Consider the following 18,150-nt stretch of genomic DNA (forward strand, 5'->3'; position numbering starts at 1 on the left):
TCAGGTATTTATTTTTAACTTTTTTTGTCTCACATCATTTACAAATATACAAAAAGATAAATTCTATATGATATAAATAATATTGAAAATTATCTTATCACATAAAACTTACAATTAGTTTAAATAATATGTTTTATAATTCTAATAAAACAACTTTATAAAAAACTAGAGTCATACTTAAAGTAAAACTCTAGCTATTATTTATATTATTTTCTTTCTTCAATAACTCTTACTAAGTCTTTGATTTCTACAATGTTTTCTGCATCTTCATCTGAAAATTCAAAACCATATTTTTCTTCAATATCCATTACTACATCTGCAACATCAATTGAATCAGCATCTAGATCTTCGTTTAATCTTGATTCTAATGTAATTTTATCTGCATCAACTTTAATATATTTTGTAATAATTTCTTTTACTTCTTCAAAAATTGCCATTGCTTCTATTCTCCTTTTTCCATCATTTTTATCATTATATCATAAAGTTTTGTTTTGTGTATTTGTTTTGCTTGTTGAACTGCATAATATAATGCATTTTCATCAGCTGAACCATGAACTTTTATACTTGGTTTCTTAATTCCTAGTAGGAATGCTCCACCATATTCACTATAATCAAATTTCTTTTTAAATTTCGTAATTCCACTTTTTACAAGTAATGCTGAAATTTTAGTTTTAATGTTTTCCATAAAGATTCCTTTAATCATAGAACCTAATGTACTAGCAACACCTTCTATAGTTTTTAATAACACATTTCCTGCAAAACCATCTGCAATAACAATGTCATATTTATGCTCAAGAATCTCTCTAGCTTCAATATTTCCTTTGAAGTTATTAATATCTTCTTTAAGTAACTTATGCACTTCCTTATAGACTTTGTTTCCTTTTGATTCTTCTACACCTACATTTAGTAATGCTACAGATGGTGTTTCTATATTATAAATATATTTCATATACAATTGACCTAGTTTAGCATAATTTACTAAATCATCTGGCTTAGCTTCTACATTAGCTCCTAAATCTGTAAGTAAAAACTTATGTTCGCTTTTTGTAGGTAATAGTGACGCTAATCCTGGTTTCGAAATTCCCTCTATACGACCTAACATAAATAGTGAACTCGCCATGAAAGCACCTGTACTTCCACCAGAAATTGCTACATCAATAACACCATTATTCAAATCAGATAACATTCTAATCATTGAGGCATCTTTTTTCTTTCTGTGAACACGTGCTGCGTCATCAGACATTAACACTTCTTCAGTACAAACATTCTTAATAATATTTTCTGTTTTAGTTATTTGTTTTAAGTTTTCTTCAAGTCCATAAACATAAAGTTCTACTTCTTCATCTTTATAACTATTTACAAAGTTAACAATTCTACTAGGTTCATCAACACCTAATATATCAATACCTATTTTCATAATATTATGCACTTTCTTCTCCTATTAATTTTGCTTCGACTACAAATCTACTTTCCCATACACCTGTTTGCGGATTGAAATTATCACATGTAAATAATTTTAATATCTTCGGTTCATTTTCATGCTGTTCTAAAATTTCAACTTGTGTTGGCACTACATCATAAAGTTTATTTACTTCATATGTACGTAATTTATCTTTTGAAATAATTTGAATCTTAGCTCCATTTTTTATTTTGTTAAGGTTATTGAATCTTATTCCAACTCCTTGCACACTGTGACCAGCGATAACTACGTTTTGCGCATCTAAAGTTGATGGTTCTTGTGATGTTGCTACTCCATTAATTAAGTTAATTTCAGTAACATCTTGGAAAATTGGTTCTTCTATTTGTACACTATCAATTTTTAAAATTCCTAACATTGAATCTGTTAGTTTAATTTTTGATTCGTTATCCGTAAACATTTTTTGCCACCATGGTATGTCTACTTCGCCCTTACCATTTTTATAAGCTGTTATTATCTTATCGTTAGCATTTCCTGTTAAATATTCTCTAATTTGATTTTTGAATATTAACACTACTGACGTACATAGCAATACTACGATAAGAATATTTAATATTGTATTTTTAAATTTTTTATTCATCTAGTCCTCCTAAATTATTGTTTCCTCTAATCCTACATACTGTAATAGCCGTTGCTTATTATCTGTTACTTCTATAATTTTCACAGCCAATTTTTTGGCTAGATACATTAAGTCTACATCATTTATTAAATCAGCAACTTTAAAACTAGGAACACCACTTTGTTTCGTACCGAAGAAATCACCAGGTCCTCGTTGTTTTAAGTCAAATTCTGCAATTTTAAAACCATCATTTTCTAAACACATAATATCAATACGCTCACTCTTAGAATCAGTTACTAAGATACAGTACGATTGATACTTACTTCTTCCTACACGTCCTCTAAGTTGATGTAATGTAGCAAGTCCAAATCTATGAGCATCCACAATTATCATAAATGTAGCATTAGGTACATTTACACCAACTTCGATAACAGTTGTAGAGATTAATATATGTATTTCTTTAGCTAAAAATTTTTCAACAATTGCATCTTTTTCCTTATTACTCATTTTACCATGAAGTATTGCAATTTTATAATCATCTGGTAGATAATTCTTAATATTTTCATAGGTTTCTTCTACATTTTGAAGATCCATCTTCTCAGATTCTTCAATCAATGGACAGACCACATAACCTTGTCTACCATTATCAAGTTCCATCCGAATATTATCAAGTACTTTATAAAAACTCTTATTATTTGCTTTATAAGTTTGAACTTTTTTTCTACCCGCTGGCAACTCGTCTATTGTTGATACCTTAATATCTGTGATTAAAGTGATTGCTAAACTTCTTGGTATTGGCGTTGCTGTCATCATCAATGAATTAACAGCTTCACCTTTATTACTTAATAATTGTCGCTGTCTTACTCCGAAACGATGTTGTTCGTCTGTAATTACATATTTCAAATTATTAAACTTAACGTCTTCTTGTATTAAAGAATGTGTTCCAATTAATAATTCTATCTCACCTACTTCAAGTAGACTTAAAATTGTATTCCTTTCTTTTTTAGGAGTACTACTTGTCAACAATGCTACAGAAATATTCAAATCTTTAAAAAACTCAAAGAATGTTTCAAAGTGCTGATTTGCTAAAATCTCTGTCGGTGCCATAATAGCTGTTTGATATCCTGCTTTAATAGTTGCATATAAAGTTGCAGCTGCAACCGCAGTTTTACCACTACCAACATCACCTTGGAGAAGTCTATCCATTTTATAAGGTTCATTTAAATCCGCAACTATTTCGTCAATAACTCTACTTTGAGCTCCTGTTAATTTAAAAGGTAAACTATCTTTAAATTCTTTAATATCTTTATTGTTCACTCCTGCAGTATATCTAGTATCTTCAATTCTACTATTAATGTTTTGAAGTTGCAATTTTAACTGATAATTAAACAATTCGTGAAAAGCAAACATCTTTCTTGCCTTATCAAACTCTTCTGAATTTTTTGGGTAATGTAAAGTGTAAAGTATTCTTTCTAACTTCCAAATTCCTTTAAAATTTTCAGGAACCAAATCTAATATTACATTTTCACCATCTATCATTTTAAATGATTCTTCAACAAGTTTTATGAACTTTTTTTGTGTAATTCCTTGTTTCAGATGATAAAAAACTTCGATAGTATCACCTTTAGTTTTTTCTTCAGTTATATTGAAACTTACGCTAGAAGCAGTAATTGTGTTATTAGTAGCATTGTATATTCCTTTAACTACTACATCTCTACCTTCAACAAGATTCTTTTTTAAATAATGTTGATTAAAAAATACTATTTTAATACTTCCCGATGAAGTTGATAATGTAAAAAAAGATCTACTTCTTCTATTTCCATAAAACTGTGTACTTACTCTAGTTTCTACTTTTCCTGTAGTTATTACTTTCTCATTATCTTTTACAGAAGAAGAAAAATCAGTAGAACTAGATACTCTGTAAGGAATATTGTACAGAATATCACGAATTGTATATATTTCTAATTCATTTAAAGTCTGTAAATATTTCTTTCCAACACCTTTTATAGTTTCTACCGATTTTTCTAAAATATTAATCATTACCGAATAATAAACTCCTATATTTTTCTCCAGTTTTTGTGATTGCTAAACCACCTTTAGCAGTTTCTTTTAATGTAGTAGACATTTCAAGTCCTATCTTATACATTGCTTCTAACACTTCATCAGCTGGAATACGACTTTTTATTCCTGCTAGAGCTAAATCAGCTGCCATAAGTGCTGTAGAAGCTCCAGCCGCATTTCTTTTTACACAAGGTACCTCTACTAATCCTGCTACTGGATCACAAACAAGTCCTAACATATTTTTTAAAGCAATGGCAAATGCATGAGCACTCATCTCTGCATCTCCTCCCATGGCTTCTACTATAGCTGCCGCTGCCATTGCACTTGCTGAACCAATTTCAGCTTGGCATCCACCTTCTGCTCCTGAACATGAAGCATTATTAGCTACTACGAATCCGAAAGCTCCAGCTGTAAATAACATTCTTAACTGCGTTTCTTCATCAATATTGAATTTTTCCTTTAACGCATGAATACAACCTGGAAGTACTCCAGCCGATCCAGCAGTCGGAGTTGCACAAATTAATCCTAAAGATGCATTAACTTCATTTGTTGCAATTGCTGCTGCAACTCCGTTTAAAAAATCACTACCAGTAATTGATTTACCACTATTAATATATTCCTGTAGTTTTTTAGCGTCTCCACCTGTGAGTCCTGTTTTTGAACTTACTCCTGCTAATCCTTCTTCAACAGCTTGCATCATGACAGCTAAATTTCTTTTCATCAATTTTTCTACTGCAGCACGAGTTACACCATTCACTTCAATTTCTTGTTCTATCATCAACTCAGAAACAGGTTTTTGTTCTAATTTTGATTTTTCTACGATTTCTTCTAAACTAGTAAACATTTCTGTGCCCTCTACAATTTATCTGCAAATTTTACTTCATTAACAAATTCTAGTTCAGTTATTTTTTGAATGCTTTCTTCATTTAATTTCTCTAGAGACTCAACTACAAGTAAATTAGTTCCTTCTAAAATAGAACTAGAATATTTCTCACTTACTTTTTTATCACCAAACAATTCTTCAATTTTAAGTGATAATTCTTCTTTATTTTTATCATTAAACTTATAAAAAATGAAATAAGTGGGGAAGTCACCTGATAAATTCACATCAAAGCCTAGCAGTTCAAAGATAACCATCTTTCCTCCTCCTATTGATTTCCCAATAAGATCGAGGCTATGTCGACCAGCTTGAACTTCTATTTTTGCTGTATTTGGATGAATATGTTCAATTCCACTCTCTATGAACTCAAACTCCATCCCTGCTGCTTTTGCATCTTCCATACTAGTTCTTATACGCTTATCAGACGTATTATACCCTAATAATCCACCGATAAGAGCAATGTCTGTTCCGTGTCCTTTATAAGTTTCTTTGAACGAACCATATAATGTTATTTTTACATCTTCTGGTTGCATTCCAAAAATATATCTTGTAAATAAACCGATACGAACTGCTCCTGCTGTATGTGAACTTGACGGTCCTACCATTACCGGACCTATAATATCAAATACACTTCTGTATTTCATATTTACACCTCCAATATTGTTGGTAAAATAACAGGCTTTCTTCCTATTTCACTTTCTAAAAATTCCCCTAAAGATTCTAAAATTTGTTGTCTAACTTGATATACTCCGCACTCCTCATTCGATAGTACAGATAAAACAGCATCTTTAACAACTGCTTTAGATTGTCCGAATAATTCTGTTGATTCATTTACATTAACGAATCCACGACTTATTATATCGGGATTATTCATTAATTTTTTATTTTCAAAGTCAATTGCAATTGAAACTACGATAACACCTTCTTCAGATAGTTCTTTTCTATCTTTTATTACAACACTACCAATATCTCCAATTCCAAGTCCATCTACATAGACATCTGATGCATCAAACTTACCAGCAATTCTTGCACTATCGCTAGTTAATGCTAATACTTCTCCATTTTCCATAATAAATGAATTTTCTAATGGAATGTCACATTCTGCTGCTGTTTGAGCATGTATAACCTGCATTCTATATTCACCGTGAATAGGCATGAAATATTTAGGTTTGATTAATCTAAACATTAGTTTTTGTTCTTCTTTCGAACCGTGCCCAGATGTATGAACATTATTAACACTAGAAGTAATAACATTTGCTCCAAGTTTTGATAATAAATCTATGTTTTTATTAATAGACAGAGTGTTCCCTGGAATTGCCGAACTAGCAAAAATTACAGTATCCGTTGGCATTATTGTAATTTTCTTATGTGTTCCATTTGCTATTCTACTTAACGCTGCTAATTCTTCTCCTTGAGTTCCAGTACATAAAATAAGTAGTTTATTAGGATCTACTTGATTTAAGTACTTACTATTTACAAATGTTTCCTTAGGTGCTTTAATATATCCTAATTCTGTACCAATTTTAATAGCTTTCTCCATAGAACGACCGAATACAACAATCTTTCTACCATGTTCAATACAAGCCTCTACAACTTGTTTTACACGATATACGTTTGAAGCGAAAGTTGCAAATATAACTCTATGTTTCTCTTTACGAAGAATATTAGAAATAGTTTTACCTACTTCTTTTTCACTTTGAGTAAATTCTGTTCTTTCTGAGTTTGTTGAATCAGAAAGTAAACATAATACTCCTTTTTCTCCTATTGCTGCCATTTTGTGTAAATTTGATCCTTGACCTACTGGAGTAAAGTCAAATTTAAAATCACCTGTATGAACAATATTCCCTTGTGGAGTATTTACAATAACTCCAAACGAATCTGGAATAGAGTGAGTTGTGTTATGGAATGATACTTTTAAATATTTAAAACTTAACACTGTATCTTCATCTATAACATTAAGCTCAGCTTTAGCCAGTAAGTTGTGTTCTTCTAATTTTGATCTAATCAATCCAATTGCTAATGGTCCACCATATATTGGTAAATTAACTTTTCTAAGTAAGAATGGCAATCCACCAATATGATCTTCGTGACCATGAGTAATAATCAACGCTTTGATTTTATCAATATTTTTTTCAATATATGAGTAATCAGGTATTACATAGTCAATTCCCAGAATATTATCTCCAGGGAACTTAACTCCAGCGTCGATTATTATAATCTCATCGCGGTATTGAATAGCATAGGTGTTTTTACCGATTTCTCCTAAACCACCAATAGCAGCTACTCCTACTTCATTTTTTTTAATGATTTTATCCATTAACTTTCTCCACTTTAAAGTCTTCAGATTGTTTTTCAAACTCTAAATATGCTTCGCTTAATTCTTGAACAAGTTCTACATTATAGTTTCTGTCGTCTAAATACTTTCTTACTGCTGGTACTCCATCAGCTTCTACATATAACACTTGTGTGTTTTCTCTTACTGGAATTTCCTTTGAATTTTCTTGGTAAAATACTTTAAATACTGCCATTAATAATCTCCTATCATTTCTTTTAATATATTTAATGTGTAATCTAATTCATTTTTTGTTGTATTAATATTTATAAATGAAAACTGAATAATATTTCTTTCTTGAAGATATGAACTCTTATAATGAATAAAAATATTATTTATTGCAAGTGAAGCTCCAACGTTAAGTGAACTAATATTTTCAGGTAATTCTACAGTTACAATCACCGGTGAAACTTCTTTTTCTTTTATCTTCATAATTGGAAGACCTAAGTCTTTAAGGCCTGCCTTCATGTACGAATATTTCTCCTGAACCTTTTCATATCTTTCATCTGTTTTAAAGGCATCTAAAGCTGTATTCAGTGCTTCCATTAAAATAGATGGTTGAGTGAATGGTATCGATGTCATTTTATTAGCATAATGTAAATCTAAGTATAACGGTGTGTTTTCTAGTGGAACTAATTCACAATTAGTTCCTACAATTGCTAATCCAGCTACAGAACAAAAGGCTTTACCTGATGAACATGCCACATAATCAACATCTTTATAACTATATTTAATAGCACCTACTGCAGAAACTGCGTCAACCGCAAGTACTAAATTGTTTTGTTTAACGATTTTTGTAATTTCTTCTAAATCATTCAATATTCCAACACTAGTTTCGTTATGAACTAAATAGACAAAATCATAATTTCCTGATTTTAATTTTTCAGCTACAACTTCTAAGTCAAAGCTTTCTCCAAAACCTACAGAATAACAATCGATATTTAAGCCGTGACGTTTTGTTTCACGAACTAATCTATTTCCGAATTCACCATTTGCTAAAACAAGACCATTGTTAAGATTTCTACCTTTCAATTGCGCCATTATAGCTTCATTAGCTAATGTAGCTGATCCATGTAAAATAGTCGCTGTTTCTACATCTAAAATTCTCTCTATTTTTGAAAGTGTATTTTTAGTTAAACTAACGAATTCATTACTTCTATGTGAGTACAATTGCTTAGATAATTTATCAATAACATCTTGAGATAAATCTACTGGTCCCGGTAAAAAGTTAATTCTTTGAGCTTTTGCCATTCTATCAAGAACCTTATTTTCACTCTTAAGTGAAAGATACATCGGCATATATTCAGCATCTTTAGTTCCAACATTTTCATGAAATTTTGTAAAACCTAAATGCTTGTATAGTTTTTCTTGCCTAGTTGTTCCTGATATAAACACAATATCATAGGCATTCTGAATAATATAATTAAATGTTCTTTGCAATAATTCTGTAAAAACTTTAGTTTTTCTATATTTTTCTTTTATCGATAATAATCTTATTTCTACAGGTTTTTTATAACTACCTTTATAATATTTATCTATATCATTAAGTTTTAAGTCTAAAGAAAACGGACGCTGATCTGATAATGCAATCATACCAACTACATCATTTTTCTTTTTGGCTATTATATATATGTTTTTATCATGAAATTTATCTTTTAATTTTTTAGTTTCATTTTTTTCGTGTTGAGGAATTTCTTCGACAAATGTTTCATAGTTCAACTTGAAAATTTGTTCATATTCTTCCGCTGTATTTGCTATTTTATATATCATAATTTTTCCCCATAACTTTATTTGGTTAAATTTTCTCTACACTATATCTTACCATAATTACAATTTTTTTTCAAATTAACATGGCTAAAAATACTATAATTATAAAAAAAATTAATACTAAATTAACATTATCTTTTTAATAAAATTCAAAAATAAAAGGGCCCAAAATTAATTGGGCCTTCATAAATAATTTTTATTAAAATTGTATTAAAAAATACGTTGGTTTTTAAGTGCAGTAACGAAGTCTGTTAATTCATAAATTGCTTTAGCTTCGATAATTTTTTTAAGTTTAGCTGCTTTGAATCCTTTAGCTTTTTTACCACCCATAACATCAGCGATACCATCTTTGTGACCTAATGAACATACAACACCACGGTTGATGTATTTGAAGTCTCCAACTTGTTTACCACTAATTCTAGCACCTACATATGCTCCCATTTGGTTAGCGATTTGAGCTGTTGTTGGGTAAGGTCTTTCTTGACCAGTTTCGATGAATGCAGCACAGTCACCTACGATATAAATCTCGTCGTGTCCAGGTACTGTTAATTGTTGTGTAGTCACAAGACGTCCACGTTTAGCAAGTTCTGGGAATGCTTCGTCCATAAGTTTGTTACCACGAACTCCAGCTGTCCATACTAAAGTAGAAGCGTATAATTCTTTTCTTTCACCATCAATTTCAATAGTGAAACTATCTTTAGTAGCACCTTTAATACCAGCACCTAAGATAATTTCGATTCCGTTATCCTCTAAGTATTTTTTAGCGTAATCACTATATTCTTTAGTGAACATTGGTAATAATGTTGGACATGCATCTAATCCATAAATTTTAACTAATTTTTCATCAATTCCGTATTTAGAGCATAATTCTTTTTTACGGTGAACTAATTCACCTAAGAATTCCATACCTGCTAATCCAGTTCCACCTACGATAACTGAAATATCTTTTACATCTTTTTCTTCGCTTGTAGCATATTTTCTGAAGTTGTCTTCTAATGTAGCAGCAATTTTTTCTGCAGCATTAACGTCAGCGATTGGTAATGCATTTTCAGCCATACCTTCAATTCCAAATGTTTCAGGTTGGAATCCTAAACCAACTACTAATACATCATAATCTAATTCATGTTTTTTAGTTAGAACTAATTTTTTCTCTACATCAATTTTGATTACTTCATCTTGAACAAATTCTACACCTGGTGATACTAAATCTTTAATATCGATACAAATATCTTTTGCTGGGATGTTCCCTGCAGAAACTTCGTGTAAGTTTACTGTATCATAGTGATAAGAATTTTTGTTTACTAAAGTAACCTTAACCTCTCCAGCTTTAGCAGCTTTTTTTAATCCTTTTAAAGTTGTAAGTCCTGCATAACCAGCACCTAAAATAACTACGTTTTTCATAGTATCAATTTCTCCTTTTATCTGTTATTTTGTATTTTAACCGCAGCAGCAGCCGTTTCCACAGCAACCGCCATCTTCATCATCATAGATTTCAATCATATTTGGATTGTGTAGTGTAAACTCACTACCAAATTCATCTTGAACATAATCAATTTCAAGACCTTTTAAAAGAAGCTCATCTTCTTCATTAACAAGAACTTTAAGATCACCAAAGTTAAGCACTTTGTCTCCGTTTTCTAATTCGTCCTTAATATCAATAGCATAGTGCATTTGCGTTCCTTCTAAAGCGATAGAGATTTTTAAATAACTATCACGTTTATCTGCGTCAAATAACATCTCTTGGAATTTTCCAACTGCTACATCTGTTATCAAGATTAGTTGATTATCTGTATTAGCCATAAAATGTTTCCCTCTTTATTTTTTATTTTCTATTTAATATTATAACCGTTTTTCTAACAAAATAACAGTATCTTGCTTATATTTTATAAAATAATTTGTGAATATTTTATGAATTTTTTAAAAGCGTTTAAATTTACATAATATTGTTTTATTAGTATAGTTGCTTATATAATTTTAAAGGCTTCTATTAATATTAATCTCGAAACACTATAATATTAATAAAATTTACATGTGTAAACATTTTTTTGAAAAATTATTTTGATTTAAGCAAATGTTTAAATATTTATTTTTGTCGTTGATTTTCTTTCTAATTTTATTATATATTCTATCTATAAACGATTCTTCTTCATCCTATTCAATAAAACTTTATCTTTATTTAATATTTATATGTAAACTTTTTTAAATTGCCCGTAACAGCAATTATTTATGTCTTCTTGCTTTATTGACTTTTCTTTTACTGAACAGTATAATATTTTATAGAGAGGTGGATTCGTTTTGAATAAAGAGTATTATGAAACTGTTGATAAAATTAAATTTGAATTAGAAAAAATACGACCTAAGCTTATTAATGATGGTGGAAATATAGAATTTATTAATTTTAAAAATGGAATTTTAAAAATTAGATTTTTAGGTGAATGTGCACATTGCGAACTATCACACATTACATTAAAATATGCAATTGAGAAAACTATTGTTGAAAAAATACCAGAAGTGAACAAAGTAATAGAAGTAAAAATGAGCGTTGTTTAGACGTTCTTTTTTTCATTTAAATAAAAAAAAGAGTAGACAAAAATCTACTCTTAGTGACGTCCCAGAAGGGATTCGAACCCCTGACCGACGGCTTAGAAGGCCGTTGCTCTATCCTGCTGAGCTACTGAGACATATTAAATACTTACCTCTCTCTGAAGTACTTTAATAGTATATCAATTTTTTCATATTATGTCAATACTTTTTTAAATTATTTTTTATATTCGCGATTTTCAGAGTATGTTACCTATTATAGTCAAATTAAAAATATATCGGAAACTTAATAGGAATTTCGTTACATTAATAGAAAAAGGAAAGCCGAAGTCTCTCAAACAGCTTTCCTTTAAGCATTTTAAAAATTATCTTCTTAATCCTAGAGAATATCTACCATATTATATAGAAGAAACTGGAATTTACTAAACTTGATTTTATAGTATTTTTACTTGATGTTATTTACTTTTATATCCTATAAATTACTATATATCGTTACCAGTTCGTCACCAAAACAAAAAATATCTAGCACATATCAAAGTAATTAAGTAGGTTTAAAATTTATAGTATAGGTATGTGCATTTTTTGCACTAACCACTTTTAAGGGCGGTTTTCTAACTGTCTTTTTTTTATAAATCAAAACACCTAGTAAAATACTAAGTGCTTTAATCTGCTATTAAATAATCTTTTATTTTAAAATCTAATTTATCCTTTATATTTTCAAATAAAGTTATTATATTACTCGGAGTGCTTTTTTCGAAAAATAAAATTACTCCATTATCCGTTACTTCTTCCGAATAAATCCAATCATCTATTTCATTGAAATAAATTAGTGTTTCTTTACTAGGTAATGCCATTATTTCCATTTCAATACTCCTTTCACAAGGATAAACCTCTTATAAGGCAAATAAACGCTTATATAATACTAATTCTAATCTTCTAGTATATAATCATTAACTTTATATCTTAGCTTATCTTTTATTTTATTAAATAATTCTAATATTTCTTTTGGAGTATTTTTTGAAAAAATATAAGTTATTACTCCGTTCTCTCGCTTTCCATCCACTATCCACGGATATATTTCATTATATAATATCAACGTTTCTTTACTAGGTAACGTCATTATGTCCATCTCAATACTCCTTTCACTTTATTTAAATTAATTATACCATTTTCAAATTATAAAAGCACCTAACAAATATAATTAAATATTTAAAATACATAGTTTAGCATTTTTTTAGGGTCTTAGAAATGTTAGGATACTTTTTTAAGAGGTCAGAAATGTCGGTATGTTCTTTTTATGGTCTCTAAAATCTCCATATTGTTATGATTATTTAAAATATACACGTTATATTTTACGTTTTAAGCGTTCTGATTATACTTTCCTTTGTAATTACACTGCCTAAACTCATACAAGGCTTATATTTGATTTTACAAGGTGTACAGCTAATTTTTCACGCTTCATTACTGCATTGTTATTACCGCTTCTTTTTTGCTGTGCATTTCAAGGTAGTATCTTCTTATCACTAACTATTCAAATAAATTGTACAGTTACTTTCCTATCACTCTATTTTATTCTTATACAGAAGCGGTACAGTAGTTTTTGGTTTTACTTTCCTATACAGCTAATTTCTTCTTATCAAAAACTAAAGAAAAAGTTAAAAAGTACAGGAAAAAAAGCGTACTAACAAAATTTCTCATTTGTTAATACGCTTTTATCCAATTTAATATTTTAGTTTTAGCCGTTATTAATTTCTATTATTTATGAAATCCATATAATATTTTTTAGAAAACTTCATTATACAACATATCATTAAAGCCAATGTTCCATTGCCAAAAACAAATAAACCTATCATTTTACATATGTTCAGATCTTTTATAGTAGCTATCGCTGCTATTATTGAAGCATTAACTCCTAAAACGGTAAATATAGTAAATACAACGCTCATAAGTGCTATTAAGTCAAATTTATGAGAACTTACCGAATTTTTTAAAGTAGTTATTTCCTGTTTACTTGAATCTAAGTCCCCAGTTAAACTAGTAATTTCTTCTTTACTTGAATCTAATTCCTTAGTTAGTTCATCTATTAACTCTTTTTGTTTTGTATATAAATTATTCTTTTGACTTAAAGCTAATTCTGTATGTTCTATTATCTTAGCCATTATTCTAGCTTGCTTTCTTTCTACATCATATACTCCATTACTATTCTTTAATTTTTCAATTTTTCTAGTTAAACATTCTTTTAGCTCAGTTGTAAAATTGCTTAAATCAATATCTTCTCCAACCACAAAAATAAATCTAGTAAATGTAGAGTAAGGTAAATTATATTGTTTATATGTATTAGTAAAAGAAAAAAGTTCATCAAAATCTACTTCATCTATCATAGTTGTCTCAATATATTTACTCAATACGTCTTTATATTTAGTTTCAAACTGAGTTTGTTCATTTTTAATCTCTTTTAATAATTCTAATATATCATTATCACTCAAAGGGGGTTTTTTAGCCATTTATTACATCCTCTAAAGAATATTTTACATCACTAGTTCCATGATATATTTTATTAGCATTAGATTTCCAAAAGATATGTCTATGACTCTCTTCCACTAAAGAGAATGGATCTTTCTCTAAAAGAATTAATATGCTATTATTAAAGATATTTAAATCATTATCCTTTTTTCCACTATCTATAATAGCTCTTGAACCATATCCTCTATATTTTCTATATATTGAAGGAACTACCGGTCCATAACGCCAAACATAAAACGGTTCGTCATACATTTGAGATAATAACTCATGATTATCTTTCTGCTCTCTCATTGCGAAGTACATTACTTTTTGCAATTGAAGATTGCTTACTGATAAATTATTTTCATAAGCTACTGCCAATATATGATTTGCAAAATTTAACATACTCATGATAAATCTCCTCCTTTATAGATGTATCACTTTTTCATTGTGTTACATCCTCTATTTATATTGTACAATATTATAAACACTCTATCAACTTTTTTTATTGACAGTTTTAATAACCGGGAAATAGAGAGTAAACTAGCATTGTTATATCAATAATTCTTTAAATAAAAAAATTTCAAACAAAAAAGTCTATCCTAAATTTTTCTAAGATAGGATAAAATAAAGGAGACTATTCAAAACTTCCAAATGTACAGTTATTTACTCCATCAATAAACTCACCAGTTGCTACATAGTTTCTAATACCACTAGCCCCAATGTAGCTAATCCATACATACCCTTCAGCTATGCAGTAACTATAATAGTTTATCACTTCATCGTTACCATAAACTGCAACTACTTCTCCACTTAAACTTGGACTTCTTCTAACATTTAAAGCATCTATACCTACTGTAAAATGCCAATCTTGTTCTGTTAAATTGAACTAACTAAAATTCATATCTGAATTTACAGAATTAGAATTATTATCGTATGGAAATCTGAACCAGTCAATTACTCCAATAAAATCTCTACTTATATACCTCTCTGGACCACCTACATATAATGCATCCAAATTACCATCAATATTTTGTTCTATAGTTTCCGTAGTTCACTTTATTCCTATAACGTTTTCTATCATTTACCTATATATAAATTAATCTGAGGTTTTCTGAGGTTTTTAATGCTCTATATAGGTTCTCAATGTAGTATTTTGTAGTAATTATATATATAGATTTCCACACTCACATTTTCCAACATTTTTACCTATATAGGATTTTATTCCAACATTTTCCAACAATTTAACTTTCGCACGAAAAAATATGTACAGTGACGGCGTGAAGGACGAACAACATAGTAGAGAGGTACTATCCCCCCTTTTAAAACTTCTTTTTGATCTATATAGGATTTTATATAAGGTTTTTTAAGGTTTTTGAAAACTCCTTTAAGACTGCCGAAACTGCCGATTTTAAAGCTATATAGATTTTTATGCCTACATTTGCCAACATTTATAGGTTTTATTTGTCAAGTTTTGACAAGTTTTTTTATCTATATATGCTTTTATACCAACATTTACCAACATTTTATAAAACATGAATTACACTCATATTTCTTAAATTTTATCTATATATAGAGTTTTATTCCCGTATTTTCCAGTATTTTACACTATACCTTATAGGATTTTATGCCACTAAAAGCCACTATCTTAACATTTACTATATAGGTTTTTACACTCTCATTTTCCAACATTTTATGTAAAATAACGTTATTTTCACCTCTAAAAATGGTGGTTTTTGTTAGTAAAAAGTAGTTTTTCCTTACTGCTGTTTAAAAGCTGTTTAACGTGTTTCAACTCAATTTAGTGTAATTATATCTATTTCCACACAGAAGCGGTCTAATAACTGCATATTACCTCTTCTAAGGGAAAAGAAATAGTCACTGTTCATTATTATTGTTTTTTCTCTATATACATTTCAAACCTTAGCATTTCTTAGCATTCTACCTTAGTAATTTATACCTTTTACCGCTTCTAAAAATAGTGTATTTTATGAATTTTTTCACGCTTCGTTCACGCTTCAATATAATTTCATCTAAAAAAAGACACCTAATAAATAGATGTCTTAATTGTGTATACCATACATTTTTTCTTTTTTTTGGTCGCTTGCTTTTATTTAGTTCTTTTCAAATTTATTGCAGTAAACTGAAAAGATATATTGTTTATACCATACATTTTTACTTTTTTTATCGGTGTTTTAGATTTAAATATCTAGTTCTTCTAAGTACTCATTATGTAACTTCATACAGTAACGTTCACTTTTTAAACCTACCATTCTTGCTACCTTTTTCCATTCTTCAACCATTAAATACCGCCACCAGTATATATGTCTAACTCTTAAATCAGATATATTTCTAATAACACTTGATAGATACTCTTTTTCTTTCAGTGTTATTATTTTTAATTCTTCAATATATTTTTCTGTATCTTCTATTTCAGATAATAAACTGACTGCTTTAAAATCATATTCCTGTTTACTGTATTTGATTTTTTCTTTTGAATAGTCAGTAGCTTGTATATTTGATAGATATTTTTGTTTTTCGTTCAGTTCGTCTAATGTATTATATAATTGGTATAATTGTTCTCTTAAATCTCTATACCTATTTAATTTTTGCTTTTTATCATTGTTCAATCTTTGTTCAACTCTTGGCGGGGTCTTAACTTTTATATATCCTTTATCAGATAGTAGACTGAATAACTTCACTTTATGTTCATCAATAATCTTGTTTTCTTCATCAGTTGCCTTACGTGAAAGATTAAAGTATACAGCTATCAATAATTCACGTTCTAAGCTGTCTATTTTGTTTAGGTAGGTTTCTATTACCTCCGCTTCTTTAGAGGTCGTATCGTCCGTATAACGTTCTATTATAAGGTCTAGTTTAGATAGTTCTTCTCTTGATAACTGCATTATTTAAATTCCTTTCTTTCGTTTTATATTTACCATAAATCGCCTACAATGTATCCATTATCTTTTTTTAGATATCCACAATATAAAGCTTGTAACACTAAATACTCCAGTATCTTGTATTTCTCTAGTAAATACCATGAAATTTCATTATCTTCTATTCTATATTCTTCAGTATCTTTTTTCTTCTTAAGTGGCTTCATAATATCTATTTCTTCATCAAAACAGATATTCAATAATTCAATAGTTATATTATGTTTATTGTTTCTTGGTACTAGTCTTATATCGCTACCATAATTTAAGCCTTTGTAAATTTTATCTTCTTTACTGTATACAAGAAGTCCAACTTTTGTTAGTCTACCTTGAATATATTCTAAAGGTTGCATATTCTGCTTTAACCAATTTCTAACCTCTAATATATCTTTACATGGGTGCATAACTCTAAATTTTTGAAAATTTTTATCTGTTATCTTCTTGAATTTTCTTCTTGATCTCTTTTTCATTGTTTCACCTCCTACTTTTAGAAAATCAATTCTTAAATAAAAAAAATAGAAATACCATAAATTTTTAAAGCGACAAGTTTTTATTTTTTTTCTTTTTTTCGCTTTCCCTATCCGTGGGGTAAGGACGGTACAAGGGGGCTAGCTTTAAAGCCCCTTGTCCGTATTACCCACATAGGGGGTTATTGCCACCTACCAGACTATATACATCGTAGATAGTATATAGTGGGGTGTCTGACAAAAATACTTGTCGTTTCATGTCGTTTAGCAATTCTTAAATGCTATTAATCGTTGATTTGATAACTTTTATATGCGACAAGTATTTTAATTTGTCATATTTGTCGTAAAAAAACGACAAGTATATATTAAAAAACGCTTTTTGTCGCATTGTCTCATAGCGTCATTTGTCGTTTTTGTCGTTTTTGTCGTGGATAAAATAAATATATTTATTTTTTTAATCATGGTTTTCACAAGTGAAATATCAAATATAAATATTTTACTTTATATATTTTGTGGTTATATGTCGTTTATTTATTTTGGCATGTATTTTAAAACTAATAAATAAACTTTTCCGTTAATACGACAACTATTTATAACTTTAAAATGTCTGTGTCGTTTTATTAAATAT

At 29.0% G+C, this 18,150-nt stretch carries 19 protein-coding genes and 1 tRNA gene; 1 reads left to right on the top strand and 19 read right to left on the bottom strand.

Annotation, left to right across the window (positions count from 1 at the left end; genetic code table 11):
- Nucleotides 1-206: 206 nt before the first annotated feature.
- The 11 genes from RYK99_RS04095 to RYK99_RS04145 form a co-directional block, all read right to left on the bottom strand.
- On the bottom strand, nt 207-437 hold the full coding sequence (locus tag RYK99_RS04095; protein WP_003144982.1) for an acyl carrier protein: 231 nt from the start codon (nt 435-437) through the stop codon (nt 207-209).
- Between the two features lie 5 nt (nt 438-442).
- Nucleotides 443-1,429 carry a phosphate acyltransferase PlsX gene (plsX, locus tag RYK99_RS04100; RefSeq protein ID WP_314990369.1) on the bottom strand — a complete coding sequence of 329 codons (987 nt, stop codon included), beginning with the start codon at nt 1,427-1,429 and terminating at the stop codon, nt 443-445.
- Complete coding sequence (locus RYK99_RS04105; protein ID WP_314990371.1) at nt 1,422-2,057, bottom strand: class A sortase; 636 nt, start codon at nt 2,055-2,057, stop codon at nt 1,422-1,424. Before RYK99_RS04105 ends, plsX begins: the two co-directional genes overlap by 8 nt.
- 9 nt (nt 2,058-2,066) lie before the next feature.
- A complete protein-coding gene (recG, locus tag RYK99_RS04110; RefSeq protein WP_314990373.1) occupies nt 2,067-4,076 on the bottom strand; it encodes an ATP-dependent DNA helicase RecG in 2,010 nt (669 codons plus the stop codon).
- Nucleotides 4,069-4,941, bottom strand: coding sequence for an L-serine ammonia-lyase, iron-sulfur-dependent, subunit alpha (gene sdaAA, locus RYK99_RS04115; RefSeq protein ID WP_314990377.1), 873 nt, complete (start codon nt 4,939-4,941; stop codon nt 4,069-4,071). The genes recG and sdaAA overlap by 8 nt, the downstream gene beginning before the upstream one ends.
- An 11-nt stretch (nt 4,942-4,952) precedes the next feature.
- Nucleotides 4,953-5,621 carry an L-serine ammonia-lyase, iron-sulfur-dependent subunit beta gene (sdaAB, locus tag RYK99_RS04120; RefSeq protein ID WP_314990378.1) on the bottom strand — a complete coding sequence of 223 codons (669 nt, stop codon included), beginning with the start codon at nt 5,619-5,621 and terminating at the stop codon, nt 4,953-4,955.
- A 2-nt stretch (nt 5,622-5,623) separates the two neighbouring features.
- Nucleotides 5,624-7,294, bottom strand: coding sequence for a ribonuclease J1 (gene rnjA, locus RYK99_RS04125; protein WP_172497835.1), 1,671 nt, complete (start codon nt 7,292-7,294; stop codon nt 5,624-5,626).
- A complete protein-coding gene (locus tag RYK99_RS04130) occupies nt 7,287-7,505 on the bottom strand; it encodes a DNA-dependent RNA polymerase subunit epsilon (RefSeq protein WP_003144942.1) in 219 nt (72 codons plus the stop codon). Before RYK99_RS04130 ends, rnjA begins: the two co-directional genes overlap by 8 nt.
- Entirely contained in the window at nt 7,505-9,079 is a 1,575-nt protein-coding gene (locus RYK99_RS04135; RefSeq protein ID WP_314990381.1) for an aminotransferase class V-fold PLP-dependent enzyme, read from the bottom strand. The genes RYK99_RS04130 and RYK99_RS04135 overlap by 1 nt, the downstream gene beginning before the upstream one ends.
- A 207-nt stretch (nt 9,080-9,286) precedes the next feature.
- The gene (locus RYK99_RS04140; RefSeq protein ID WP_314990383.1) at nt 9,287-10,477 is read right to left on the bottom strand and encodes an NAD(P)/FAD-dependent oxidoreductase; all 1,191 of its coding nucleotides are present in this window, start codon (nt 10,475-10,477) and stop codon (nt 9,287-9,289) included.
- 36 nt (nt 10,478-10,513) lie between these two features.
- Entirely contained in the window at nt 10,514-10,876 is a 363-nt protein-coding gene (locus RYK99_RS04145; RefSeq protein WP_314990385.1) for an iron-sulfur cluster assembly accessory protein, read from the bottom strand.
- Between the two features lie 495 nt (nt 10,877-11,371).
- Between RYK99_RS04145 and RYK99_RS04150 the strand changes: the two genes are divergently transcribed.
- Entirely contained in the window at nt 11,372-11,626 is a 255-nt protein-coding gene (locus RYK99_RS04150; protein ID WP_314990387.1) for a NifU family protein, read from the top strand.
- A 57-nt stretch (nt 11,627-11,683) separates the two neighbouring features.
- Here RYK99_RS04150 and RYK99_RS04155 read toward each other — a convergent pair.
- From RYK99_RS04155 to RYK99_RS04190, 8 genes are all read right to left on the bottom strand, one after another.
- Nucleotides 11,684-11,757 (bottom strand) — tRNA-Arg (locus RYK99_RS04155).
- 522 nt (nt 11,758-12,279) lie between these two features.
- On the bottom strand, nt 12,280-12,480 hold the full coding sequence (locus tag RYK99_RS04160) for a hypothetical protein (protein WP_314990389.1): 201 nt from the start codon (nt 12,478-12,480) through the stop codon (nt 12,280-12,282).
- 65 nt (nt 12,481-12,545) lie between these two features.
- The gene (locus tag RYK99_RS04165; RefSeq protein ID WP_314990390.1) at nt 12,546-12,746 is read right to left on the bottom strand and encodes a hypothetical protein; all 201 of its coding nucleotides are present in this window, start codon (nt 12,744-12,746) and stop codon (nt 12,546-12,548) included.
- Between the two features lie 616 nt (nt 12,747-13,362).
- Nucleotides 13,363-14,121, bottom strand: a complete 759-nt coding sequence (locus tag RYK99_RS04170) for a hypothetical protein (RefSeq protein WP_314990391.1) — start codon at nt 14,119-14,121, stop codon at nt 13,363-13,365.
- The gene (locus RYK99_RS04175) at nt 14,114-14,530 is read right to left on the bottom strand and encodes a type II toxin-antitoxin system antitoxin SocA domain-containing protein (protein ID WP_314990392.1); all 417 of its coding nucleotides are present in this window, start codon (nt 14,528-14,530) and stop codon (nt 14,114-14,116) included. The genes RYK99_RS04170 and RYK99_RS04175 overlap by 8 nt, the downstream gene beginning before the upstream one ends.
- Nucleotides 14,531-14,756: 226 nt before the next feature.
- Entirely contained in the window at nt 14,757-14,969 is a 213-nt protein-coding gene (locus tag RYK99_RS04180) for an SH3 domain-containing protein (RefSeq protein WP_314990450.1), read from the bottom strand.
- 1,351 nt (nt 14,970-16,320) lie between these two features.
- Nucleotides 16,321-17,025: a hypothetical protein gene (locus RYK99_RS04185; protein ID WP_314990393.1), complete on the bottom strand. Its 705-nt coding sequence runs from the start codon at nt 17,023-17,025 to the stop codon at nt 16,321-16,323.
- Between the two features lie 29 nt (nt 17,026-17,054).
- A complete protein-coding gene (locus RYK99_RS04190) occupies nt 17,055-17,525 on the bottom strand; it encodes a hypothetical protein (protein WP_314160297.1) in 471 nt (156 codons plus the stop codon).
- Between the last annotated feature and the right edge of the window lie 625 nt (nt 17,526-18,150).

Origin of the sequence: uncultured Gemella sp. (genome assembly GCF_963537375.1) — a bacterium.
In the GTDB taxonomy this organism is placed as follows: Bacteria; Bacillota; Bacilli; order Staphylococcales; family Gemellaceae; genus Gemella.

Bases quoted from the DNA above. Each gene is read 5' to 3' on its own strand.
- RYK99_RS04095 (WP_003144982.1), bottom strand. From the start codon at position 437: ATGGCAATTTTTGAAGAAGTAAAAGAAATTATTACAAAATATATTAAA.
- RYK99_RS04105 (WP_314990371.1), bottom strand. From the start codon at position 2,057: ATGAATAAAAAATTTAAAAATACAATATTAAATATTCTTATCGTAGTA.
- recG (WP_314990373.1), bottom strand. From the start codon at position 4,076: ATGATTAATATTTTAGAAAAATCGGTAGAAACTATAAAAGGTGTTGGA.
- sdaAA (WP_314990377.1), bottom strand. From the start codon at position 4,941: ATGTTTACTAGTTTAGAAGAAATCGTAGAAAAATCAAAATTAGAACAA.
- sdaAB (WP_314990378.1), bottom strand. From the start codon at position 5,621: ATGAAATACAGAAGTGTATTTGATATTATAGGTCCGGTAATGGTAGGA.
- rnjA (WP_172497835.1), bottom strand. From the start codon at position 7,294: ATGGATAAAATCATTAAAAAAAATGAAGTAGGAGTAGCTGCTATTGGT.
- RYK99_RS04130 (WP_003144942.1), bottom strand. From the start codon at position 7,505: ATGGCAGTATTTAAAGTATTTTACCAAGAAAATTCAAAGGAAATTCCA.
- RYK99_RS04135 (WP_314990381.1), bottom strand. From the start codon at position 9,079: ATGATATATAAAATAGCAAATACAGCGGAAGAATATGAACAAATTTTC.
- RYK99_RS04140 (WP_314990383.1), bottom strand. From the start codon at position 10,477: ATGAAAAACGTAGTTATTTTAGGTGCTGGTTATGCAGGACTTACAACT.
- RYK99_RS04145 (WP_314990385.1), bottom strand. From the start codon at position 10,876: ATGGCTAATACAGATAATCAACTAATCTTGATAACAGATGTAGCAGTT.
- RYK99_RS04160 (WP_314990389.1), bottom strand. From the start codon at position 12,480: ATGGAAATAATGGCATTACCTAGTAAAGAAACACTAATTTATTTCAAT.
- RYK99_RS04165 (WP_314990390.1), bottom strand. From the start codon at position 12,746: ATGGACATAATGACGTTACCTAGTAAAGAAACGTTGATATTATATAAT.
- RYK99_RS04170 (WP_314990391.1), bottom strand. From the start codon at position 14,121: ATGGCTAAAAAACCCCCTTTGAGTGATAATGATATATTAGAATTATTA.
- RYK99_RS04175 (WP_314990392.1), bottom strand. From the start codon at position 14,530: ATGAGTATGTTAAATTTTGCAAATCATATATTGGCAGTAGCTTATGAA.
- RYK99_RS04185 (WP_314990393.1), bottom strand. From the start codon at position 17,025: ATGCAGTTATCAAGAGAAGAACTATCTAAACTAGACCTTATAATAGAA.
- RYK99_RS04190 (WP_314160297.1), bottom strand. From the start codon at position 17,525: ATGAAAAAGAGATCAAGAAGAAAATTCAAGAAGATAACAGATAAAAAT.